Source organism: Agromyces sp. LHK192 (assembly GCF_004006235.1).
GTDB lineage: Bacteria > Actinomycetota > Actinomycetes > Actinomycetales > Microbacteriaceae > Agromyces.
This window is the reverse complement of sequence record NZ_CP034753.1, coordinates 171,643-193,001: the sequence shown is the minus strand read 5'-3', so window position 1 is coordinate 193,001 and position 21,359 is coordinate 171,643. Positions and strand designations below refer to the sequence as shown.

The window sequence follows — 21,359 nt, the reverse complement described above, 5'->3', positions numbered from 1 at the left end:
GACGATCCGCGCAGCGGCGGTTCAGCGCGCCGCGCGGCTGCGGCTCAGCGAGTCGCGCCGCCGCGGTTCCGCGGGCCGCGGCTGCGGTTCAGGCGCTCGCGAGTGCCGCGCTGACGACGGCGTCGATCAGCGACTCGGCGCTGCGCTCCTCGGCGATGACGTCGACCCGAAGGCCGACCTTCGCGGCATCCGTCTGCGTCTGCGGGCCGATCGCGGCGACCAGGATGGACTCGGGAATCGGACCGAGCTGCTCCTGCACCTGCTCGGCTACACTGCCCGACGTCACGAGGATGGCGCGCACGTTGCCCGCGCGCACGTCGTCGACGACCTTCTGCGCGACGGGCACGCCCACGGTGCGATAGGCGACGACCGCCTCCACGTGGTGGCCGATGCGAGCGAGCCCGACCGAGAGGATCTGCTTCGCGATCGCCGAGCGCAGGGCCAGCACGCGCAGGCCCTTCTCGCCCTCGGTCGCGGCCTCCCACTCCTCGAGCAGGCCTCGCGCGGAGTTCTCCTCGCTCGGCACGATGTCGGCGCGGTACCCGGCGGCCACGAGGGCGGCGGCGGTCGTCTCCCCGACGGCCGCGACCTTCGTGGACGCCGGGATCTCCGCGCCGTACGACGCGAGGACGTCGACCGTCGTCGCACTCGTCACGGTCAGCCAGTCGAACGCCCCCTCGGCGAGCCGCTTGAGCGCCGCCTCGAGCGCGGGCTGGTCGTCGGTCGGCGCGAAGTCGATCAGCGGTGCGATCACCGGCTTGGCGCCGCGCGCGCGGAGCGCCGCGGCCACGCCGTCGCCCCAGGGGCCGCCGCGGGGAACGAGCACCCGCCAGCCCTGGAGCGGCTTGCCGGCGCCGGACGACGGCAGGTGGATGGCCCCGGTCATGGGTTCGAATTCGGTCACCGCGGCTCCTCGGAAGATGCGAGTTCACCGGCACCGTTGCCGAGGAGTTCAGCGACCACGCGGGCTGCGATGTCGCTCGCCGCCTCCGCCAGGTCTGAGGCGGAGCGGCTTTCAGGGGTCGCGGCGTGCGAACTGGTCAGGCGCCGCGTTCCGTCGGCAGCGTACACGCTCGCCGTCAGGAACAGAAGTTCGTCCTCGAGGAAGGCGGTCGCCCCGATCGGCGCCGAACACCCGGCCTCGAGACCGGCGAGCACGAGCCGCTCGGCCAGCACCGCCGCTCGCGTCGAACGGTGGTCGACCGACTCGAGCGCCTGCTCGAGCAACCGGTCGCCGCGCTCTCGGCGCACCTCGATCGCGAGCGCACCCTGGCCGGGCGCGGTCGGCCAGTCCGACAGGTCGAGCAGGTCGGTGATCGCATCGGAGCGACCGAGCCGCCCGAGACCGGCGGCCGCGAGCAGCACGGCGTCGAGGTCGGCGTCGGGGCCGTGGACCCGGCCGAGGCGGGTGTCGACGTTGCCCCGGATGTCGACCACGTCGAGGTCGGGGCGCGCGGCGCGAACCTGCGCGATGCGCCGCGGCGACCCCGTACCGACGCGGGCGCCCTCGGGCAGCGTCTCGAGCGTGAGCGCGTCGCGCGCGCAGAGCGCGTCGCGGGCGTCCGCCCGCTTGGGCACCGCGCCGAGGCGCAACCCGTCGTGCTCGGCGGTCGGCAGGTCCTTCAGCGAATGCACGACGAGGTCGCACTCGCCCGCCAGCAGCGACTCGCGCAGTGCCGCCGCGAACACGCCTTCGCCGCCGATCTCGCTCAGCGAGGCCCGCGACGTGTCGCCGTGCGTGGTGACCTGCACCAGCTCGATCTCGGCGCCGCCGGCGGCCTTGGCGATGCGGTCGGCGATCCACGACGTCTGCGCGACCGCGAGTGCGCTTCCGCGGGTGCCCACCCGGATGACGCTCACGGCGCCAGTCCCGCCAGTGCGGGCCGGAATCCCAGCCGGACGTTCTCGCAGCATCCGGGGCGGCACACGTCGTACCAGGGCCCGAGGTCGGTCATCGCCGGCCGTTGCGCGGCCGGGGTGCCGTGCACGCGTTCGAGCACGAGGTCGACGAGGCCGGCCACGTAGGCCGGATGCGTGCCGGGCGTGGGCACGCGCACCGCCGCGAGTCCCTGCTCGCCGGCCGTCTCGAGCGCCTCGTTGTCGAGGTCCCAGAGCACCTCCATGTGGTCGCTGACGAAGCCGAGCGGGACGATCACCACAGCCCGTCGGCCGGCGGCGGGCAGCTGGGCGATCGCGTCGTTGATGTCGGGCTCGAGCCACGGCATCGAGGGAGGGCCCGACCGCGACTGGTAGACGAGCTGCCACGGGACATCCGTCGCCCCGGCCTCGCGCATGACGACCTCGGCGACGGCGCGGTGCTGGGCCGCGTACGCGCCGCCCTCGCCGAACCCGCGCTCCGCAGGTCCGGACTTCGAGGCATCGGTCGACGGGATGGAGTGGGTCGCGAAGAGCACCTCGATCCCGGTCGTGCGATCGAGTCCGTCGACGGATGCCTCGAGCTGCGCGATCCCGTCGCGGACGCCCTCGATGAACGGGAGGACGAAGCCGGGGTGGTCGAAGAACTGCCGGACCTTGTCGATCTGGATCTCGTCGCCGAGACCGGTGTCGGCGAGTGCGTCCGCGAAGTCCTCGCGGTACTGCCGGCAGCTCGAGTACGAGCTGTAGGCGCTGGTCGCGATGGCGATCAGCTTCGTGAGGCCCTGGCGCTTCGCCTCCGCGAGCGCGTCGTTGAGGTACGGGTCCCAGTTGCGGTTGCCCCACAGCACGGGCAGGTCGATGCCGCGCGAGGCGAGCTCGGCCTCGAGCGCGGCCTTCAACGCGCGGTTCTGCTCGTTGATCGGGCTGATGCCGCCGAAGTGCCGATAGTGATGGGCGACCTCCTCGAGGCGCTCGTCGGGGATGCCCCGGCCCCCGGTCACGTTCCGGAGGAACGGGATGACGTCGTCCTGGCCTTCGGGGCCGCCGAAGCCGGCCAACAGGATCGCGTCGTAGGCGACGGGTGCCTCGACGTGCTCGGGTCCACCCTGTGCCGCCGCCGTGGCGCCCGGCACGACGGCACCGGGGGCGCACGGCGCGGAGGCCGCGGGCGCCGGCTTGCGACCTCGGTGCGCGTCGGCGCGCGCCGGGGCGTCGGCTCCGGTGGATCCGAGGTTCGACGCGGCCATTACTGGAGCACCTCGACGAGCTCGGCGGTGCCGATCCGGCGGCCGGTGTAGAACGGGATCTCCTCGCGCACGTGCAGGCGGGCGTCGGTCGCCCGGAGGTCGCGCATCAGGTCGACGAGGTCGGTGAGCTCGTCGGCCTCGAGCGGCAGCAGCCACTCGTAGTCGCCGAGCGCGAACGCGGCGACGGTGTTGGCGACGACGCCCCGGAACGCGGCGCCCTTGCGGCCGTGCTCGGCGAGCATGCGGCCTCGCTCGGCGGGGTCGAGCAGGTACCAGTCGTACGAGCGGTTGAACGGGTAGACGGTGAGCCATCCGCGCGGCTCGACGCCGCGGAGGAACCCGGGCACGTGCGACTTGTTGAACTCGGCGTCGCGGTGCACGCCCATCGCGTTCCAGGTCGGGAGCAGCGCCTTCAGCAACCGGGCGCGGCGAAGCTCTCGGAGCGCCCACTGGAGCCCCTCGGCGGTGTCGCCGTGCAACCAGATCATGACGTCGGCGTCGGCGCGCAGTCCCGAGACGTCGTACAGCCCGCGCAGCACCACGCCCTCGTCCTCGATGAGCGAGATGATGCCGTCGAGTTCCTTGACGAAACGAGGCACGTCGTGGCCGTCGAGGTCGTCGGGGCGATTCGGGTCGCGACGGAGCACCGCGAACAGGGTGTAGCCCTCGGGCGACTGCTCGGCTTCGGATTCGGAACGGTTCGCGTCGGCTGCCGCCTCGGCAGCGGGGGAAGACATGCACCCAGTCTCCCCCTTTCCGCCGCTTCGGCCAAAAACCGGTTCGGATGCTCGTTCAGGCGGCGGCCGGATCGTCGCCGGTGGCGGCGAGCCCGTCGAGGAATCGGATGACGACCTCGCGCTCGTCGGCGTCGAGCGCTGCGGCGACGGCGAAGCGCCGGGCGTGCTGGCGTCCGACGGTCTCGCGCGCGTCATGGCGGGTGTGGTCGGTGACCGAGATCGCGAGGGCGCGCCGGTCGGTCGGGTGCGGCGCCCGCTCGACGTGGCCGCCGCGCTCGAGGCGGTCGAGGAGCTTGGTCGTCGCCGCGCTCGAGATGCCCAGGTACTCGGCGAGCGCCCCGGGGGTGGCGATCATCTCCTGGTTGCGGGCGGCGATCAGGAACCGGATGGCGCGCATGTCGGTGTGGTTGAGACGCATGTACCGCTCGGACGCCTCGCTCATGCGGCGAGACGCCTCGTGCCAGCTGCGGAGGCTCTCGAGCACCCTGACGATCTGGTCGACCTCCGTGTCGCTGAGGCCGTCGCGCGGAACCAGGTCGGCGTCGCGATCGACCACCCGCGGATCGAGCATGCGCGCATGGACCGAATCGCGCGTTTGCGCAACCCCCTCGGTCGGGCGCTCCTCGGAATCCATCATGGTCTCAATGCTACCCAATCCGGTATATTTCTTCCTAGGTGAGATACTCACTCGATCAGATTGATGGGAGCCGCCGATGCACACCCCGAGCACCGAGGAGGTCGTCCTGCTCGACGCGGACGACCGACCGATCGGCACCGCCCCCAAGTCGAGCGTCCACGGAGCTGACACCGCCAGGCACCTCGCCTTCTCCTGCCACGTCTTCGGCCCGGACGGACGCATCCTGGTCACGCGGCGCGCACTCGCCAAGCAGGCCTGGCCCGGCGTCTGGACGAACTCGTTCTGCGGACACCCCGGCCCGGCTGAGACCCTCCCGCATGCGATCCGGCGCCGAGGCGACTTCGAACTCGGCCTCACCCTGACCGACCTGGAGCCGGTGCTCCCGTTCTTCCACTACCGGGCGACGGATGCCTCGGGCATCGTGGAGAACGAACTCTGCCCCGTGTACACCGCCACCACGGCGTCGACGCCGCAACCCCACCCCGGAGAGGTCGCGGAATTCTCCTGGGTCGAGCCGGCGGCACTCGCTGAGGCCATCCGCCACGCGCCCTGGGCCTTCAGCCCCTGGCTGGTGCTGCAGGCGCAACTCCTGCCCTTCCTCGGCGGCACCGGGACGCTCGACGCATCCGAACGGGCGAGCTCCGCCGAACCCGCCCCGACGCCGCTCTCCGGGCTTCCGCTCAGGGCCGTCTCATGAGCACCCCGACCCTCACCGCGGCGACGACCGACGACACCTCGGACGCACGCTCGGCCCCCGGCGCCCTCGGGGTCGAGCGTGGCTTCGACGACGACCTGGCCGCCGTCGAGTCCGCCATCGACGAGTACTTCGCCGTCCAGGCCGCCAGGGCGCGAGCGCACGGTGAGGACTACCGGCTGCTCTGGTCGGCGGCGCGCGACGGCGCCGCGGGCGGCAAGCGGATGCGTCCTCGAGCCGTGCTGGCCTCGTTCCGCGCGCTCGCCGCCGAGCGACACGGCCCCATCCCCGACGCGATCGCGGTCGCGGCCGCGTTCGAACTGCTCCACACCGCGTTCCTCATGCACGACGACGTGATCGACCACGACGACACGCGGCGCGGCGCGCCGAACGTCACCGGCCGGTTCTCGACCCTCGCCCGCTCGCGCGGGACGGATCGCACGCGGGCGCACCTCTACGGCGAGGCATCCGCGATCCTCGCCGGCGACCTGCTCATCGCCGCCGCGCACCGTATGGTCGCGGGCGTCGCCACCACGCAGGTCAGGCGCGAGCGGCTGCTCGACCTGTTCGACGAGTGCGTGTTCGCGGCCGCCGCGGGCGAGCACGCCGACGTCCGGTTCTCGATCGACGAGACACCGACGGTCGGCGACATCCTCGCGATGATCGAGCACAAGACGGCGTCCTACACGTTCAGCGCGCCGCTCCAGGCCGGTGCGATCCTCGCGGGCGCCGACGCCCGCGTGATCGACGCGCTCGGCGACCTCGGGCGCGACCTCGGCGTCGCTTTCCAACTCCGCGACGACGTGCTCGGCGTGTTCGGCGAGGAGCGCGTCACCGGCAAGACCGCGATCGGCGACCTCCGCGAGGGCAAGCAGACGCTGCTGATCGCCAGGGCGCGGACGGATGCCGCCTGGGCCGGCGTCGCCGGCGACTTCGGGCGCGCCGACCTCGACGAGCGCGGTGCCGACGCGATCCGTGCGGTGATCGTGTCGAGCGGCGCGCTCGCCCTCGTCGAGGACCTGATCGACGCCAGGCGCCGCGCCGCCGTCGACGTCGCGGAGCAGAGCGGGATGCCGCGGTCGCTCGTCGCCGAGATCGCCGCGCTCGCGCACGCCTGCGGGGAGCGGAACCGATGACCGCGACGACTGGCCTCGCGCTCTACGACGACGTCGCGCACCGCGGTTCCGCGCGCGTCATCTCGGCGTACTCGACCTCGTTCGGCCTCGCGAGCCGGCTGTGCTCCGCGCAGGTGCGCGGCCACGTCGCCGACGTGTACGCGCTCGTCCGCGTCGCCGACGAACTCGTCGACGGGCCGGCGGCCGAAGCCGGACTCGACCCGGCGCAGGTCCGCAGCGAGCTCGATGCGCTCGAGGCCGAGACCGAACGGGCGATCGCCTGCGGGTACAGCTCCAACCTCGTCGTGCACGCGTTCGCGCGCACCGCGCGCGACACGGGATTCGGCGCGGAGCTCACCCGGCCCTTCTTCGCCTCGATGCGCCGCGACCTCGATCCGGTCGACCTCGACGAGGCGGCGTTCGCCACGTACGTCTACGGCTCGGCCGAGGTCGTCGGGCTGATGTGCCTGCGGGCGTTCACGGTCGGCCTCCCGGCCGATGCGGAGCGCGACTCCCGGTGGGAGCGCGGCGCCCGGCACCTCGGCGCCGCCTTCCAGAAGGTGAACTTCCTGCGCGACCTCGCCGAGGACTACGGCGAGCGCGGCCGCAGCTACTTCCCCGGCATCGACCCGGAGCACTTCACCGACGCGGATCGCGACCGGATCCTCGACGACATCGACGCCGACCTCGCCATCGCGGGCGCCGTCATCCCCGAACTCCCGATCGGATGCCGCCGAGCCGTCGCCGCCGCCCACGGACTGTTCGGCGAACTCGCCGCGCGGCTCCGTCGGACGCCGGCGGCCGACCTGCTCGCCGCGCGGGTGCGCGTGCCGGCGCCGCGCAAGCTGTGGGTGCTCGGCCGGGCGGTCGTCAGGCCCTCCGCATCCGGTGGGCGCAGCAGCGTGGCGCCGGCCCCGGCCGGCGCAGGAGCCGCGACATGATCGCGAACGCCGGCGCACCGGTTCCGGCCCCCCGGGGCCGGTGCGTCACAGTCGCCGCATCGTCGTGATCGGCGGCGGCATCGCCGGGCTCGCGACCGCGGGGCTGCTCGCACGCGACGGTCACCGGGTCACGCTGCTCGAGGCGCGCGACGAGCTGGGCGGCCGGGCGGGCCGGTGGGACCGCGCGGGCTTCCGCTTCGACACCGGCCCCTCGTGGTACCTGATGCCCGAGGTGTTCGACCACTTCTTCCGATTGATGGGTTCATCGAGCGCGGAGGAGCTCAACCTCGCCCGGCTCGACCCGGCCTACCGGGTGTTCTTCGAGCACGAGGATGCGCACGTCGACGTGCGCAGCGAGCGCGAGGCATCCGTCGCGCTGTTCGAATCGATCGAGCCCGGCGCAGGCGCGGCGCTCGAACGGCACCTCGACTCGGCCGACGAGACGTACCGCCTCGCGATGGAGCACTTCCTCTACACGGACTTCTCCGCGCCGCGGTCGCTCCTGGTCGCGCCCGTGCTCCGCAGGCTCGGGCGGCTCGCGCGCCTCCTCGGCGAACCGCTCGACCGCTTCGTGGCGCGGTCGTTCCGGGATCGCCGGCTCCGGCAGATCCTCGGGTACCCGGCGGTGTTCCTCGGCAGCTCGCCGAGCGACGCACCGAGCATGTACCACCTGATGAGCCGCTTCGACCTGGCCGACGAGGTCGCCTACCCGATGGGCGGGTTCGGCGAGATCGTGCACGCCGCCGCGCGGCTCGCGCGGGCCGCCGGGGTCGAGATCGTCACCGGCGCCGAGGTCACCGCGATCACGACGCAGGGGCGCCGCGCGACCGGCGTCACATTCCGGCGGTCGACGGAACCGCACGGGGAGCGCGACGTGCAGGAACGCGCGTTGCCTGCAGACCTGGTCGTCTCAGCCGCCGACGTCCACCACACCGAGACCGCCCTGCTGCCACCCCGGCTGCGCAGCCGATCGGATGCCGCATGGGAGCGGCGCAACCCCGGCCCGGGTGCGGTGCTCGTGCTGCTGGGCGTCCGCGGACGGCTCCCGGAGCTCACGCACCACAACCTGCTGTTCACCGAGGACTGGGACGAGAACTTCCGCAAGATCTTCGGCGCGCGGCCGGCGATCCCCGACCCCGCGTCGCTGTACGCGTGCATGCCCAGCGCGACGGATGCCTCGGTCGCCCCGCCCGGTTGCGAGAACCTCTTCCTCCTGGTCCCGGTACCGGCCGACACGTCGATCGGCGCCGGCGGCGAGGACGGGCGGGGCGACGTGCTCGTCGAGCAGGTCGCGGATGCCGCCATCGCGCAGCTGTCCGCGTGGGCGGGCATCCCCGACCTCGCGGACCGGGTCGTCGTGCGACGGACGATCGGACCGGCGGACTTCGAGTCGTGGTTCCACTCGTGGCGCGGCGGCGCGCTCGGGCCCGCGCACACGCTGCGCCAGAGCGCGTTCCTTCGCGGGAGGACGGCGTCGCGCGAGGTCGACGGGCTGTACTTCGCGGGCGCGACCACGATTCCTGGCATCGGGCTGCCGATGTGCCTGATCAGCGCCGAACTGGTCGCGAAGTCGGTGCGCGGAGATCGGTCGACCGGGCCGATGGCCGAACCCGAGCGGTCGAGGGTGGCGGTATGACGCTGCTCTACCTCGCGCTGCTGCTCGCGTCGATCGGCTGCATGGTGCTGCTCGACCGGCGGTTCACGCTGTTCCTGTGGCGCGCGCCGCGGCGCGCGGCGGCGACGCTCGCCATCGGGCTGGCGTTCCTGGTCTGCTGGGACCTGGCCGGGATCGCGATGGGCATCTTCCTGCACACCCCGAACGAGATCACGACCGGGCTCATGCTCGCGCCGCACCTGCCGCTCGAGGAGGTCGTGTTCCTGCTCTTCCTCTGCTACCTGTCGATGGTGCTGTACGAGGGATCGCTCCGGGTGTTCGCGGTTCGGAGTTCGCGCGGGCGCGGCTCGGGGGCGGGCGACTCGCGCGCGGGGAGCCCCCGCTCGGGACCCTCCCGGGAGCACACGTCGGCGCCCGGCCGGGAGGCGGGCTCGTGACCTACGCCGTGCTGTGCGCGCTCTTCATCGCCGCGTCCGCCGCGGTCGCCGCCGTGGCGTGGCGGAATGCCCCCCGCCGGCATGCGCTCGCGCTCGCGGCATCCGCCGGCGTGCTCGTCGTGCTCACGGCGGTGTTCGACACCGTGATGATCGCCGCCGGCCTGTTCGACTACGCCGACGACCTCATCCTCGGCATGCGGCTCGGCCTCGCGCCGATCGAGGACTTCGCCTATCCGATCGCCGCCCTGCTCGTCTGCGTGTCGGTCTGGAACCTGTTCGGCGGCGGCCGGGTGCGCGGCGCCGGATCCGGCGATGCGGTCGGGTCCCGATCGACCGGGTCCGCCGGTTCGACCGGGTCCGCCGGGTCCGCCGGTTCGACCGGGTCCGCCGGTTCGACCGGGTCCGCCGGGTCCGCCGGGTCCGCCGGGTCCGCCGGGTCCGCCGACGGGAGCATCGGATGACCGCCACCGCCCGCGCCGGCGCACGCGACCGCGGACTCGCGCGCGACCTGCTGCTCGCCTCGCGTCCGCTGAGCTGGATCAACACCGCGTTCCCGTTCGCGGCCGCCTACCTGCTCACGACCCGCGAGGTCGACGCGACCCTGGTGATCGGCACGCTGTTCTTCCTCGTCCCCTACAACCTCGCGATGTACGGCATCAACGACGTCTTCGACTACGCCTCCGACGCGAAGAACCCGCGCAAGGGCGGCGTGGAGGGCGCGCTGCTCACGCCCGCTCGGCACCGGACGACCGTCATCGCGGCGATCTCGCTGTGCCTGCCGTTCGTGGTCTGGCTCGTCGCCGTCGGCAGCCCGGGGTCGTGGCTCGTGCTCGCGATCAGCCTCTTCGCGGTCGCTGCGTACTCGGTGCCCGGATTGCGCTTCAAGGAGGTGCCGTTCCTCGACTCGGTCACCTCGAGCGTGCACTTCGTCTCCCCCGCCGTCTACGGGCTGGCGCTGGCCGGGGCCCCGGTCACGGGGCAGCTGGTCGCGCTCCTCGCGGCGTTCTTCGCCTGGGGCGTCGCCAGCCACGCGTTCGGCGCCGTGCAGGACGTCGTTCCCGACCGCGAGGGCGGCATCGCCTCGATCGCGACCGTGCTCGGCGCCCGCGCGACCGTCCGCTTCGCGATCGGCATGTGGGTGCTCGCGGGTCTCCTCGTGCTCACGACCGCCTGGCCCGGCCCGCTGGCCGCCCTGCTCGCAGCCCCGTACGTCGCTGCGGCGTGGCCGTACCGCAGCGTCTCCGACGCCGACTCGGGCCGGGCGAACGGCGGGTGGCGGAAGTTCCTCTGGATCAACTACGCCTGCGGCTTCGTCGTCACGATGCTGCTCATCTGGTTCGCGATGCTCACGGCCTGAGGCCCCGCAGCGCCCGCCCTCGCCGTCGCCATCGCCCGCCGTCCCTGCCGCCGGCCCGGCTCACTCGCCGAGAAGCAGCCGCGTCGAATGGGCGAGGTGCTCGCGGACCGCGTCGGGCCCGCGCTGCTGCACGTCCGCGAGGAACAGGCGGTGCTCCTCGACCAGCCCGGCCAGCCCGTAGTGCGGGCGCACCTGCAGCAGGAACAGCAGCAGTTCGCTGCCGAGTGCCCGGTACGCCTCGACGATGCGTGGGCTGCCGGATGCCGCAACGAGCGCCTGGTGGAACTCCGCGTGGGCGTGCTCCACCTCGAGCCAGTCGACGTCGCCGTCGCCGACACCGGGATCGAACCGGTCGAGCGCCGCCCTCGCGGGGGCGAGGACCTCGTCGGGCCAGACGTCGCCGTATCGAGCCCGTGCGAGGCGCACCGCCTCGCACTCGAGCGCCGCCCGCAGGTCCTGCAGCGCGGCGATCTCGTGGCGGTCGAAGCTCGTCACCCGAACCCCGCGGTACGCCTCCGCGACCGCGAGTCGCTCGGCGACGAGCCGCTGGAACGCCGCGCGCACGGTGTGCCGCGAGCCGCCGAGCCGGGCCGCGATCTGCTCCTCCCGAAGCGGGGTCCCGGTGGCGAGCGCGCCGCGGAGGATCTCGGACCGCAACTCGTCGGCGACCCGGTCGACCGCGGTCGTGGCATCCGACGACGACGCGGACGGTCCGGCCGCAGCCGTCGCGGCATCCGTCGGCGCGTCGTTCACCGTCGGGTCAGGGCTTCGTGGCGTTCCGCACGACGAGCCAGACGACCCCGCCGACGGCGAGCGCGACGCCGACGGTCGCGGCGACCGCGGCGACCGGCTGCTCCTCGGCGAACCGACGGAGCTTCACCTTCGCGCGCGCGGTCGCGCGGTTGACCTGCTTGGGCACGTTCAGCTTGTCTTCGAGGCCGTTGAGCAGGTCGACGAAGTCGGCGCGCGCCAGCTCGACGTTGGCTCGGGCCTGGACCCTCGTGAGGTTGCGGTCGCGGGTCGCCTGCTCGCGCTTCGACACGCGGGGGGCGCCGGGCTGGAGGGGGTCAGCGGCGGTCATAGTCACCCGTTCCCTTCACGGCGTCGATGTCCTTGCGCAGGCTCTCGATCGACTCGAGCGGCTCCGAGCCCCGCTTGAAGTTCAGGATCGCGATGCCCACCATCGCGGCGATGATCAGCAGCAGGATGCCCGAGACGGTCAGCGCTGCGGCCCATGCGGGCATCACGAGCGCGAGGGCGAGGATGCCGGTCGCGATCAGCGTGCCGAGCAGGAACACCGCCACGAATGCGGCGGCGACGAAGAGCCCCGCGCCGATGCCGAAGTGCTTGGCCTTGTAGCTGAGCTCGGCCTTGATCTGGTCGATCTCCGCGCGGACGAGGGCCTGGACCCGGTCCGGGAGTTCGCCGATGAGGGTGAAGAGGGAGCGTTCGTTCGGATCGGCCATGGGTCGTCTCCTCAGCTGATCCTAGGAATCGGATGCCGCGGGCTTGCGGGAACCGGTCGACCGGCTGCTCGAGGTGCGCTTGGTCGTCGACCGCGGGTTGGGCTTCGCGGCCTTGCCCGCGGCATCCTCGGCCTCGTCGACGGCGTCCTCGAGCGCGCCCGCCGCCGAATCGACCGCGGACTTCACGGCGTCGGCGGTCTTCGACACGCTCGACCGTGCCTGGTCGGCGGCCTTGGAGACGTCGCGCTTGGTGGCGCCCGATCGCTTCGTGGCCTGCCCGATCAGGTCCTTCGCCTTGTCGAGCAGCACGTCGCCGGCGTCACCGACTCGCGCAGCGGCGAAGTCCTTCACCGTTTCGACACCCTGCTGCACGACGGGCTGGTTCCAGACGCCCTGCGCTGCGCGCCGGATCTGCTCGTACCGTTCGCGCCCGGCTCGCGTGCCCAGCACGTACCCGACGCCGAGTCCGACGACGAAGAGGATCTTGCCCCTCATGTCCACCCCATTCCCGCCGCCTCCGGCACGGCGACGTCTACCCAGCGTAGACCCCGAAGGCGGCGTCGCAAGGGGGTTGCGACGGCCCGGGCGACCGAATATGCCGCTGCGGCTATGCGCCCTCGCCCGCACGGGCGGCGACGGCCAGGTGCCTGACGCGTTCCGCGGCGGCCCTGGCGTGCGGCACGACCGACGCCAGCCCGGTGCCGGACAGCCAGGAGCCGGTCGCCTCGAGGCCGGGCACGGCGGCGAGCGCCTCCTCGACGGCACGGACCCGGTCGCGCTGGCCCAGCGCGGCGTGCGAGACCGCGTCGCGCCAGACGGTACGACCGGATGCCACGAGCATCGCGGGTGCCAGGGGAACGCCGGTCAGGAGGGCTGCGTCCGCGACGGCGAGCTCCTCGACGGCTCGCTCACCGAGTCCGTCGAGCGGGTTCGCGGCGCCGGCGCGACCGTACGAGAGCCGTACGACCTGGCGCGAGCCGGCGGCCTCGGCCACCCACGCCCACTTGGCACTGGAGTGCGTCAGCGCCTTCGCGGCGACGCCGGGGGCATCGGCGGCGACGAGCACGCCGGTGCCGCGCGGGGCGTCGGCGAGCGCGGGGGCGTCGAGGACCAGCGTGACGATCTCGACGGCGGTCGAGTCGGGCCACTCCGCGACGTCGGCCCAGCCGTCGACCGCGGTGGCGAGCAGCGCTCGCGACGACCGCGCGGGCGTCGCGACGATCGCGTAGGCCGCGTCCACGACGAGCGCCGACTCGCCGACGGCCGCGGTCGCGCGCCATCCCGGCGACTCGTCGGGGCCGGTCGTCGCCGAGGCGTACGCGAGCGACTCCAGCCCGGTGACGTCGGCGCCCGTCACCACCGTGACGCCGAAGCGGTCGAGCTCGGCGAGCAGCGCGTCGACGAGACGGTGCATGCCACCGCGCAGCCCCTGCACCGCACTGCCGGCACGCCTGGTCTCGACGAGTTCGCCGACGCCGCCCGACAGCGAGCCGTTGCGGGACATCGCCTCGTTGAGCCCGGGCGCCACGACGTCGAGGTCGAGGTCCATGGGGTCCGACGAGTAGATCCCCGACGAGATCGGCGTCACCAGCCGGTCGAGCACGAGCCGGCCCATGCGCTGACGCACGAGCGCACCCAGGCTGTGGGCCCGGCCGATCTTGAGGATGGGGCGGACGCGGTCGAGGTAGGCCCGGATCGCGCCGCGCCAGCCGATGATCTCGCGCACGTCGTCGCCGAGCGGGTTCGCCGGGATGCCCAGCATGCCGGTCTTCGGCAGCGGGGCGGCGCGCACGCCGCCGCGGTCGTCGGGCAGGACGAGCCATGCGCCCGACGCATTCGGCGCCACGATGTCGTCGGCCAGGCCGAGTTCGCCGAGGAGCTCGGCGACGGAGCCGCCGCGCGTCGCGAACGACTCCGCACCAGAATCGAGGGTGAGCCCGTCGAGCTCGATACGGCCGACGCAGCCGCCGGGGGCCGACTCGCGCTCGAGAACCGTCACCACGAGCCCGATGCGCGCGCACTCGAGCGCTGCGACGAGGCCCGCGACCCCGCCGCCGACCACGACGACGTCGGCGGTGCGCTCCTCGCGCCCGACCCCCGTGCCGTCGGCGCTCGGGGTTCGTACGTCGCTCACGCGCCGGCCTCGTGCACGAGTTCGACCACGCGGGTCAGCGCGTCGGGGTCGGTCGACGGCGGCACCCCGTGACCGAGGTTGAACACGTGACCGGGGGCCGACCGGCCGCGACGCAGCACGTCGCGCACGGCGTCGTCGAGCACGTCGGCGGGTGCCGCCAGCAGCGCGGGGTCGAGGTTGCCCTGCAGCGCGACTTCCGGCCCGACCCGCTCGGCTGCGACGTCGAGCGGCACCCGGTAGTCGACGCCGACGGCGTCGGCGCCGACGTTGCGCATCGCGCCGAGCAGCTCGCCGGTGCCCACGCCGAAGTGCACGACCGGCACCGAGCGGGTGAGGGCTTCGCCCGAGGCATCCGTCGTCTCGTACGACAGGTCGTGCACGAAGGCGAGCGCCTTCGCGGAGGCCGGTGCGACGTGGCGCTCGTAGTCGGCCAGCGACAGCCCCCCGGCCCACGAGTCGAACAGCTGCGCGGCCGACGTGCCCGCGACGACCTGGGTGCGCAGGAACCGGCCCGTGAGCTCGGCCGTCCAGTCCATGAGCGCGCTCCACGCGCCCGGGTCCGCGTGCATGAGGGTGCGCGCGGCGAGGTGATCCTTCGACGGACCGCCCTCGGCGAGGTAGGCGGCGAGCGTGAACGGCGCACCGGCGAACCCGATCAGCGGCGTGGCGCCCTCGCTGCGACCCGCGGGAGCGGTCGTGTTCAGCTCGGCGATCGTGCGCTGCACGGCTTCGGTGATCGGTGCGGATGCCTCGTCGAGCGCAGCCGGATCGATCGCGGTCAACTCGGCGATCGCCGCCGCGTCACCGTACGCGCGGCCGAACACCGGACCGCGTCCCGGCTCGATCTCGACGTCGACCCCCACGAGCTTCAGCGGGACCACGATGTCGCTGAAGAAGATGCCCGCGTCGACGCCGTGGCGGCGGATCGGCTGCAGCGTGATCTCGGCCGCGAGGGCGGGGTCGAGGCAGGCGTCGAGCATGCGCGTGCCGACGCGCAGTTCGCGGTACTCGGGCAGCGACCGACCCGCCTGGCGCATGAACCACACGGGCGTCGTGTCCGAACGCTGCCCCCGGTAGGCGCGGACGAGGCGCGAATCCGACGTGAGACCTGCGGAGAGCGGATGCTGCGGTGGGAGGATCACCCGCACATTCTCGCAGTCGGCGGCTGGGAGACGCCGCAGACGGCCCCATGCGGTGGCCCCCGAAGTGGGGCACGGAAAGCGCGTTCACCGTGTTCGATGCGCACGTATCGTTGACGGAACCCGACGTTCGGCGTACCCGTCCCCCCGTTTCCGCCGGCCGAGGGTCGCACCATCGCCCCCTCGTCGCTCCCCCGCGGCGACCATCCGAACCCGGCGCGCGCCCGCGCACCAGATCGCCCACGACGGCCGATCGCGCCGGAGAACGCCGCCCGCACCGTCGACGCATGCGTTCACCACCCGAGAAGGAACAGCATGATCAGGAAGACGATCGCCGTCGGCGGCGTCGCGGGCCTCGCGCTCGCAGCCGCCGGCATCGCCCTCCCGGCGCAGGCCGAGACGCTCGCCGAATGGGACTTCAGCCAGACCCGCGCGACCGGGCATTACGAGCGCACCGCCGACGGCCTGCACATCTGGACCGAGGGTGCGACCTCGACGGACAAGGTCGCGGGCTACCTCGGCGTCGACCTGGCGCTGGCCGACGTGACGTCGGGCTCGGTCGACTACACCGCGACCGAGGGCGTCGCCCCCGGTGCGCAGTTCGTCGTCGACGTGACCGGCGACGGCAAGGGCGACGGCATCCTCGTCGGCGAGTCGGTGTACGGCCAGAACTGGTGGCTCACGGGCGGTTCGAGCCAGGCGCTCAAGGACCTCGACCCCTCGGGCGCCGAGAACGGCGGCAACGGCAGCGAGTGGTTCGGCACGCTCGCCCAGTGGTCGGCCGCGGCGCCGAACGCCCGTCTCGTGCAGGTCGGCTTCAGCCTCGGCTCCGGCGTGAAGGGCGACGGCGTCGTCCACGCCGTCGTGGCAGGCTCCCACCGCTACGACTTCGACCCCTACACCGTCGCCACCTGCGACGCCGTCACCACGCTCGCGCCGGTGACCGACGCCGCCCTCGGCGACTGGATCGTCAAGCCCGGCGTCACCCCGACGTGGAAGAACGGCTCGATGAAGCTCACCGCGACGGCGAGCGGCTCGGCCTGGGCGATGGCGAACCTCCCCGCGGACACCCGCCTGGCCGACCTCGCGCGCCTCGCCGCGAACGGCGAGCGTTCGGGCATCTGGTGGGGCGGCATCATCCTCGAGGGCGGCGACCTCACCCAGCAGCTGCACTACGACGACGACGGACGCTTCTGGACCGCCCAGTCCGGCATCTTCCCCGAGGCCTCGCTCAAGGGCGGCTACTACGAGAGCCGCAACCTGGCCGCCGACCTCCAGTCGAACCCGAAGATCGGCAGCATCAAGGTCTACGTCAACGCCGGCGCCAACTCGATCACCCTGACCAGCGTCGACCACGGCTGCTTCACCCAGCCCTTCACCAAGCTGGTCACCGCCCCGATCATCACGAAGCTGCTCGCCGACGGCAGCGTCGTGGCCGGCAAGCAGACGTTCACCGTCGAACTCCAGGACGAGAACATCAGCTACACCTACCTCGAGCTCAACCGCAACGGCACCTGGCTCACGGACAACACCAAGGCCCCGGGTTCGAGCAACTCGGGCCTCAAGCCGAAGCTCGTGATCGACACGGCTGCATACCCCGACGGCGCCTACCAGCTGAAGATCAACGCGATCGACCAGGACGGCCTCTCGGCGAACCGCGTCGTGCCCTTCACGATCGACAACACGAAGCCGGCCGTCACGATCGACTCGCCCGTCGCTGCGGCCCACCTCAAGGGCGTCGTGCCCGTGCAGGTGACCCTGGGCGACGCGAACCTGAAGTCGTACAACCTCCGCCTCGACAACGACGGCCTCGCGTACGCCCACCAGGCGACGAACGGCGCCCAGCCCGCGTTCTCGTGGGACACGAAGACCGTCGCCGATGGTGAGCACACGCTGCTCGCGACCGCGACCGACCTCGCCGGCAACAAGTCGACCACCACCATCAAGGTCGTCGTCGACAACACCCGGCCGACGTTCACCATCGTCGACCCGGCCGAGGGTGCTGCGTTCGCCGCGAGCGAGGGCGTCGTCGTCAACGCGCAGGTCGCCGACGCGTTCGGCCTCGACAAGCCCGTCGTGAACCTGTACCAGGACGGCAAGCTCCTGAAGTCCCTCGGCGCGCAGGCGACGGGCGGCGCAGCCGGGTGGAGCGGCTCGTGGGCCCTGCCCGCCGGCCTCGCCGACGGCACCTACACGCTGAAGGCCGGAGTGAACGACCTCGCCGGCAACAACCGCACCGTCACCCGCACCATCGTGATCGACTCCTCGCTGTCCGAGGGCGGCGACGGCGGCGAGGGCGACGGCGAGGGCGAGCCCGCACCGGCACCCGCGCCGTACCTCGCGATCGACACCGTGAACACCGTGCCGGGCGGCACCGTGCAGGTCACCGGCGCGAACTTCGGCGACGGCGAAGAGGTCGAACTCGAACTCCACTCGACGCCGGTCGCGCTCGGGACCGTGACCGCCGGCGCCGACGGCTCGATCGCATTCACCGCGACGATCCCGACCACGACCCCGACCGGCTCGCACCACGTCGTCGCGGTGCTCGCCGACGGCAGCACGATCGAGGTTCCGATCGAGGTCTCGGCGGCACCCGTCGCGACCGCCGGCTCGGCCACGGCGTCGACGGGCAACGCCGCTGCCGGCCTCGCGTCGACCGGCTTCGACGGTCTCACCGCGTCGGTCATCGCCCTCGCGACGATGCTGCTCGGCGGCGCCGCGATCGCGGTGACGATGCTCCGTCGCCGCGCCGCAGCCCGCGACTGATCCACGCCGGTCGGATCCGACCGCGACCGAGGCCCGTCATCCCCTGGGGTGGCGGGCCTCGGTCGTACCGGGGGCGCCGCGTGTCCCCCTTCCGGAGGACACGCCGTTCGCGCTAACATCGGCGAGGTCGTGCCCCCACACGACGACGCGCCAACGGCGGCGCGCCTCCGATCCCCCTCCGGAGTCCGACGTGCCCATCTCATCCGCCCGCGTCCGCATCTCGCTGATCCTGATCGTGGCCGCTGTCGCGGCCCTCGTCATCGGCGTACTCGCCGTGCTCCCGCCCGAGGTCGATCGCGTGATCGCGATGCTGCCGCCGGTCCCCGTGTCGGGCGCTCTCGCCGCGCAGGTGTTCGCCGTGGTGTGCGCGACCGGGCTCGTCATCGCCGGCATCCGCCGCCTCGCCGGACGGGGCGCAGCTCGCGGGCGCCGGCGGGCCCTCGAGTCCGCCAACCCCACGGCCGACGTCTCGACCGGGGTCCGCCACTCGGCGATGCGCGCCGCGCTGGTCGAGCTCGGTGCCCGCGTTCACCTGCCCGCCCGATTCTCGGTCGTCGCCGACGAACGCGGTCTCTCGCTCTGGACGGGCGGTCGCCGACCACGGCGCGTGCACGAGATCCACTGGCGCGAGGTGCGCGCCATCCGCAGCGACTCGACCGTCGCCGGGTCCACGGTGGTTCCGGTCGCGCTCCTCCGGATCCGTCGCGACGGGTCGAGCCTGGAGGTGCCGGTGATCCTCGCCGGAGAGCGGGCGAGTTCGTTCGCGCTCACGGACGCGCCGTTCTTCGCGACCGTCCGTTCCTGGAAGGCGAAGCACCGTGCAGCACTGGCGGCCGAGGGCCTCGAGCTGCCGCCGTTGACCGCGCCGATCCCCGTCATCACGGCCGACATGCTGGCGGGCGCGGTGCGTTGAAACCGCCTCAGGCGGTTCAGCGTCAGCACTGAGCAACAGATCAGCCCGATGTCGGTAGAATCGGCGAGTGCTCATCTGCCTCACCGCGAGTCACAAGAACGCCGGGTTCGACATGCTCGAGCGGCTTTCTGCGACGGCTGAAGACGCCGGGCGCCGCATGATCGCGGGCCACCCGGCGGTGCTGGGCGCCGTCGTCGTGGCGACCTGCAACCGGTTCGAGGCCTATCTCGACCTGGACGCGCTCGATGGCGATTCCCCCGTCGACGCGGTCCACGGAGCGATCCGGTCGGTGGGCGAGGTGTCCGGGCTCGCCGCCGAGGAACTGCGCTCCACGTTCGGGTTCGCCCACGGCAACGCGGTCGCCTCGCACCTCTTCTCGGTCGCCGCGGGCCTCGAGTCCGTCGTCGTCGGCGAAGGCGAGATCGCCGGACAGGTGCGCCGCTCGCTCGAGCAGGCCCGGAACGAGGGCACGACCACCCCCGAACTCGAGCGCCTGTTCCAGCGCGCCTCGCAGACCTCCCGCAAGATCAAGAACCGCACCGGCATCGGCTCCGAGGGCCGCTCGCTCGTGCGACTCTCGCTCGACCTCGCCTCCAGCCGGGTGACCGACTGGACGCAGGCGAAGGTGCTCCTCGTCGGCACCGGCCGATACGCCGGTGCCTCCCTCGCAGCCCTCCGCGACCGCGGTGCGACCGACATCTCGGTCTACTCGGCCACCGGACGCGGCGAGAAGTTCGCCGCGTCGCACGACGTCACCGCCGTGCCGCACGACGGCTTCGCCCGCGCGGCTGCCGACGCCGACGTCGTCATCGCATGCACGCTCGCCGACCACCACGTCGTCCACCCCGCACTGATCGCCCAGGGTCGCGAGTCGCTCGCGACGGACACCGCCCCGGTACGCACCCTGGCGGGCGCGATCGTCCCCAAGGCCGAGCGCCGCCAGCTCATCATCGACCTGGGCCTGCCCCGCAACGTCGACCCGGCCGTCGTCGAGATCGCCGGGGTCGAACTGCTCGACCTCGAGACGATCAAGATCCACGCCCCGATGGAGGAGTTCGCCGCCACCGACGCGGCACGCGACCTGGTGCACCGAGCGGCTCGGAACTTCAGCGCCGTCGGCGAGGAACTCGACCTCGCTCCGACCGTCGTCGCGCTGCGCAAGCACGTGTTCGACGTGCTCGACGCCGAGATCGAACGCGCCCGCTCGCGCGGCGACGACGACGGCACCACCGAGGCCGCCCTCCGCCACATGGCCGGCGTGCTGCTGCACACGCCCATGGTCCGCTCTCGCGCGTACGCGCGCGCGGGCGAGCAGCGCGCGTTCATCGACGCGGCAGAGGCGATCTTCGGTGTCGTCGCCGGCCCGGTGGATGCCGCCGCGACCGAGCAGGGTGCGAACGGGAACCAGGCCATCGAAGCCGGCGACCAGGCGACGAGCCGGAGCGCGTGACCGAGGTCGACCATCGGGCATCGCCACCCGACCTCCGCCTCCCGTTCGATGTCGACCGCCCGACACCGTTGCGCCTCGAGACCGGGCGCCTGGTGCTGAGGCCGCTCGAGACATCCGACGCCGCCGACGTCTGGGAGTACCAGCGACTGCCCGAGGTGCTTCGATACATCCCTTGGCCCGAGCGCTCCCGCGAGGACGCCTGGCAGCACACGGCGAAACGCGCCGGCATGCGCAGGCTGGCCGAGGCGGGCGACGGCTGCATCCTCGCGATGGAGCTGGTCGGCGAGCCATCCGTCGGACGCGGCGAACCGGGCGGCCGCGTGACGCACGACGGCCCGGCCCGGAACCGGGTGATCGGCGACATCATGCTCCGCGTCGCCGACGTCGAGCACGCACAACTCGAGGTCGGTTGGGTCGTGCACCCGGCGTTCCAGGGACGCGGGCTCGCGACCGAGGCGGCCGAGGCGGCACTCGGGTTCGCGTTCGACACGCTCCGACCGCACCGCGTGCTGGCCAACCTCGACGCCCGGAACGCGGCATCCGCCCACCTCTGCGAACGGCTCGGGATGCGGCACGAGGCGACGATCCTCGAAGAGCAGTTCAACGACGGTGCGTGGGAGGACACCGCGATCTACGGCATCCTCGATCGCGAGTGGGCCGCCCGGCTGGGCTGAGTGCGTCCGGCGACGACTCCGGGCGTCCGGCCCCCGCACAGGCTCGACGCGTAGGCTCGATTCCGTGCAACCACTCTGCTCGATGCCCGCTGGGCGACAGGAGGTCGTCGGCGTCCACGCCGACTTGAGATGACCGCGCCTAGGGCCGCGCCGACGCGG

The 21,359-nt window shown here is 72.8% G+C and carries 22 protein-coding genes; 11 read left to right on the top strand and 11 right to left on the bottom strand.

Annotated elements, in window-relative coordinates; all coding sequences use genetic code 11:
- Positions 1–88: 88 nt before the first annotated feature.
- From ELQ40_RS00915 to ELQ40_RS00895, 5 genes are read right to left on the bottom strand one after another with little or no spacing between them, the layout of a single operon-like run.
- Positions 89–886 (bottom strand): uroporphyrinogen-III synthase, encoded by a 798-nt coding sequence (locus tag ELQ40_RS00915; protein ID WP_127795060.1) that lies wholly within the window; start codon positions 884–886, stop codon positions 89–91.
- Positions 887–900: 14 nt separating this feature from the next.
- A complete protein-coding gene (gene hemC / locus ELQ40_RS00910) occupies positions 901–1,914 on the bottom strand; it encodes a hydroxymethylbilane synthase (protein WP_127791981.1) in 1,014 nt (337 codons plus the stop codon).
- Positions 1,857–3,125: a ferrochelatase gene (locus tag ELQ40_RS00905; protein WP_127791980.1), complete on the bottom strand. Its 1,269-nt coding sequence runs from the start codon at positions 3,123–3,125 to the stop codon at positions 1,857–1,859. The genes hemC and ELQ40_RS00905 overlap by 58 nt, the downstream gene beginning before the upstream one ends.
- On the bottom strand, positions 3,125–3,862 hold the full coding sequence (gene hemQ / locus ELQ40_RS00900) for a hydrogen peroxide-dependent heme synthase (RefSeq protein WP_127791979.1): 738 nt from the start codon (positions 3,860–3,862) through the stop codon (positions 3,125–3,127). The genes ELQ40_RS00905 and hemQ overlap by 1 nt, the downstream gene beginning before the upstream one ends.
- A 55-nt stretch (positions 3,863–3,917) precedes the next feature.
- Positions 3,918–4,433: a MarR family winged helix-turn-helix transcriptional regulator gene (locus tag ELQ40_RS00895; protein ID WP_127791978.1), complete on the bottom strand. Its 516-nt coding sequence runs from the start codon at positions 4,431–4,433 to the stop codon at positions 3,918–3,920.
- A 142-nt stretch (positions 4,434–4,575) separates the two neighbouring features.
- Here ELQ40_RS00895 and idi point away from each other — a divergent pair, with 142 nt between their 5' ends.
- The 7 genes from idi to ELQ40_RS00860 are packed head-to-tail and all read left to right on the top strand — an operon-like array spanning position 4,576 to position 10,658.
- Positions 4,576–5,196 (top strand): isopentenyl-diphosphate Delta-isomerase, encoded by a 621-nt coding sequence (gene idi / locus ELQ40_RS00890; RefSeq protein WP_127791977.1) that lies wholly within the window; start codon positions 4,576–4,578, stop codon positions 5,194–5,196.
- Positions 5,193–6,329 carry a polyprenyl synthetase family protein gene (locus ELQ40_RS00885; RefSeq protein WP_127791976.1) on the top strand — a complete coding sequence of 379 codons (1,137 nt, stop codon included), beginning with the start codon at positions 5,193–5,195 and terminating at the stop codon, positions 6,327–6,329. The genes idi and ELQ40_RS00885 overlap by 4 nt, the downstream gene beginning before the upstream one ends.
- Positions 6,326–7,249: a squalene/phytoene synthase family protein gene (locus ELQ40_RS18675; protein ID WP_164863434.1), complete on the top strand. Its 924-nt coding sequence runs from the start codon at positions 6,326–6,328 to the stop codon at positions 7,247–7,249. Before ELQ40_RS00885 ends, ELQ40_RS18675 begins: the two co-directional genes overlap by 4 nt.
- A 40-nt stretch (positions 7,250–7,289) precedes the next feature.
- A complete protein-coding gene (gene crtI / locus ELQ40_RS18670; protein WP_205649398.1) occupies positions 7,290–8,885 on the top strand; it encodes a phytoene desaturase family protein in 1,596 nt (531 codons plus the stop codon).
- Positions 8,882–9,301, top strand: a complete 420-nt coding sequence (locus tag ELQ40_RS00875; RefSeq protein WP_127791975.1) for a lycopene cyclase domain-containing protein — start codon at positions 8,882–8,884, stop codon at positions 9,299–9,301. Before crtI ends, ELQ40_RS00875 begins: the two co-directional genes overlap by 4 nt.
- On the top strand, positions 9,298–9,762 hold the full coding sequence (locus ELQ40_RS19010; protein ID WP_240665881.1) for a lycopene cyclase domain-containing protein: 465 nt from the start codon (positions 9,298–9,300) through the stop codon (positions 9,760–9,762). Before ELQ40_RS00875 ends, ELQ40_RS19010 begins: the two co-directional genes overlap by 4 nt.
- A complete protein-coding gene (locus ELQ40_RS00860) occupies positions 9,759–10,658 on the top strand; it encodes a prenyltransferase (RefSeq protein WP_127791974.1) in 900 nt (299 codons plus the stop codon). Before ELQ40_RS19010 ends, ELQ40_RS00860 begins: the two co-directional genes overlap by 4 nt.
- 60 nt (positions 10,659–10,718) lie before the next feature.
- On the opposite strand, the gene ELQ40_RS00855 is transcribed toward ELQ40_RS00860, so the two are convergent.
- From ELQ40_RS00855 to hemE, 6 genes are all read right to left on the bottom strand, one after another.
- Positions 10,719–11,411 carry a GntR family transcriptional regulator gene (locus tag ELQ40_RS00855; protein ID WP_127791973.1) on the bottom strand — a complete coding sequence of 231 codons (693 nt, stop codon included), beginning with the start codon at positions 11,409–11,411 and terminating at the stop codon, positions 10,719–10,721.
- Positions 11,412–11,418: 7 nt separating this feature from the next.
- Positions 11,419–11,739 (bottom strand): hypothetical protein, encoded by a 321-nt coding sequence (locus ELQ40_RS00850; protein WP_240665880.1) that lies wholly within the window; start codon positions 11,737–11,739, stop codon positions 11,419–11,421.
- Positions 11,726–12,124, bottom strand: a complete 399-nt coding sequence (locus ELQ40_RS00845) for a phage holin family protein (protein WP_127791972.1) — start codon at positions 12,122–12,124, stop codon at positions 11,726–11,728. Before ELQ40_RS00845 ends, ELQ40_RS00850 begins: the two co-directional genes overlap by 14 nt.
- 21 nt (positions 12,125–12,145) lie before the next feature.
- On the bottom strand, positions 12,146–12,619 hold the full coding sequence (locus ELQ40_RS00840; RefSeq protein WP_127791971.1) for a hypothetical protein: 474 nt from the start codon (positions 12,617–12,619) through the stop codon (positions 12,146–12,148).
- A 112-nt stretch (positions 12,620–12,731) separates the two neighbouring features.
- Complete coding sequence (hemG, locus tag ELQ40_RS00835) at positions 12,732–14,258, bottom strand: protoporphyrinogen oxidase (RefSeq protein WP_240665879.1); 1,527 nt, start codon at positions 14,256–14,258, stop codon at positions 12,732–12,734.
- A complete protein-coding gene (gene hemE / locus ELQ40_RS00830) occupies positions 14,255–15,400 on the bottom strand; it encodes a uroporphyrinogen decarboxylase (RefSeq protein ID WP_127791970.1) in 1,146 nt (381 codons plus the stop codon). Before hemE ends, hemG begins: the two co-directional genes overlap by 4 nt.
- Before the next feature lie 312 nt (positions 15,401–15,712).
- Here hemE and ELQ40_RS00825 point away from each other — a divergent pair, with 312 nt between their 5' ends.
- From ELQ40_RS00825 to ELQ40_RS00810, 4 genes are all read left to right on the top strand, one after another.
- The gene (locus ELQ40_RS00825) at positions 15,713–18,163 is read left to right on the top strand and encodes an Ig-like domain-containing protein (protein WP_127791969.1); all 2,451 of its coding nucleotides are present in this window, start codon (positions 15,713–15,715) and stop codon (positions 18,161–18,163) included.
- Positions 18,164–18,353: 190 nt separating this feature from the next.
- Positions 18,354–19,076, top strand: coding sequence for a hypothetical protein (locus ELQ40_RS00820; protein WP_127791968.1), 723 nt, complete (start codon positions 18,354–18,356; stop codon positions 19,074–19,076).
- 67 nt (positions 19,077–19,143) lie between these two features.
- Positions 19,144–20,526 (top strand): glutamyl-tRNA reductase, encoded by a 1,383-nt coding sequence (locus ELQ40_RS00815; RefSeq protein ID WP_127791967.1) that lies wholly within the window; start codon positions 19,144–19,146, stop codon positions 20,524–20,526.
- The gene (locus ELQ40_RS00810; protein ID WP_127791966.1) at positions 20,523–21,200 is read left to right on the top strand and encodes a GNAT family N-acetyltransferase; all 678 of its coding nucleotides are present in this window, start codon (positions 20,523–20,525) and stop codon (positions 21,198–21,200) included. The genes ELQ40_RS00815 and ELQ40_RS00810 overlap by 4 nt, the downstream gene beginning before the upstream one ends.
- The last annotated feature ends 159 nt before the right edge of the window (positions 21,201–21,359 follow it).

Excerpts from the sequence above, each read along its gene's own strand:
- ELQ40_RS00915 (WP_127795060.1), bottom strand. The coding sequence starts at position 886 with ATGACCGGGGCCATCCACCTGCCGTCGTCCGGCGCCGGCAAGCCGCTC.
- hemC (WP_127791981.1), bottom strand. The coding sequence starts at position 1,914 with ATGCTGCGAGAACGTCCGGCTGGGATTCCGGCCCGCACTGGCGGGACT.
- ELQ40_RS00905 (WP_127791980.1), bottom strand. The coding sequence starts at position 3,125 with ATGGCCGCGTCGAACCTCGGATCCACCGGAGCCGACGCCCCGGCGCGC.
- hemQ (WP_127791979.1), bottom strand. The coding sequence starts at position 3,862 with ATGTCTTCCCCCGCTGCCGAGGCGGCAGCCGACGCGAACCGTTCCGAA.
- ELQ40_RS00895 (WP_127791978.1), bottom strand. The coding sequence starts at position 4,433 with ATGCTCGATCCGCGGGTGGTCGATCGCGACGCCGACCTGGTTCCGCGC.
- idi (WP_127791977.1), top strand. The coding sequence starts at position 4,576 with ATGCACACCCCGAGCACCGAGGAGGTCGTCCTGCTCGACGCGGACGAC.
- ELQ40_RS00885 (WP_127791976.1), top strand. The coding sequence starts at position 5,193 with ATGAGCACCCCGACCCTCACCGCGGCGACGACCGACGACACCTCGGAC.
- ELQ40_RS18675 (WP_164863434.1), top strand. The coding sequence starts at position 6,326 with ATGACCGCGACGACTGGCCTCGCGCTCTACGACGACGTCGCGCACCGC.
- ELQ40_RS00875 (WP_127791975.1), top strand. The coding sequence starts at position 8,882 with ATGACGCTGCTCTACCTCGCGCTGCTGCTCGCGTCGATCGGCTGCATG.
- ELQ40_RS00860 (WP_127791974.1), top strand. The coding sequence starts at position 9,759 with ATGACCGCCACCGCCCGCGCCGGCGCACGCGACCGCGGACTCGCGCGC.
- ELQ40_RS00850 (WP_240665880.1), bottom strand. The coding sequence starts at position 11,739 with ATGACCGCCGCTGACCCCCTCCAGCCCGGCGCCCCCCGCGTGTCGAAG.
- ELQ40_RS00845 (WP_127791972.1), bottom strand. The coding sequence starts at position 12,124 with ATGGCCGATCCGAACGAACGCTCCCTCTTCACCCTCATCGGCGAACTC.
- ELQ40_RS00840 (WP_127791971.1), bottom strand. The coding sequence starts at position 12,619 with ATGAGGGGCAAGATCCTCTTCGTCGTCGGACTCGGCGTCGGGTACGTG.
- ELQ40_RS00825 (WP_127791969.1), top strand. The coding sequence starts at position 15,713 with ATGATCAGGAAGACGATCGCCGTCGGCGGCGTCGCGGGCCTCGCGCTC.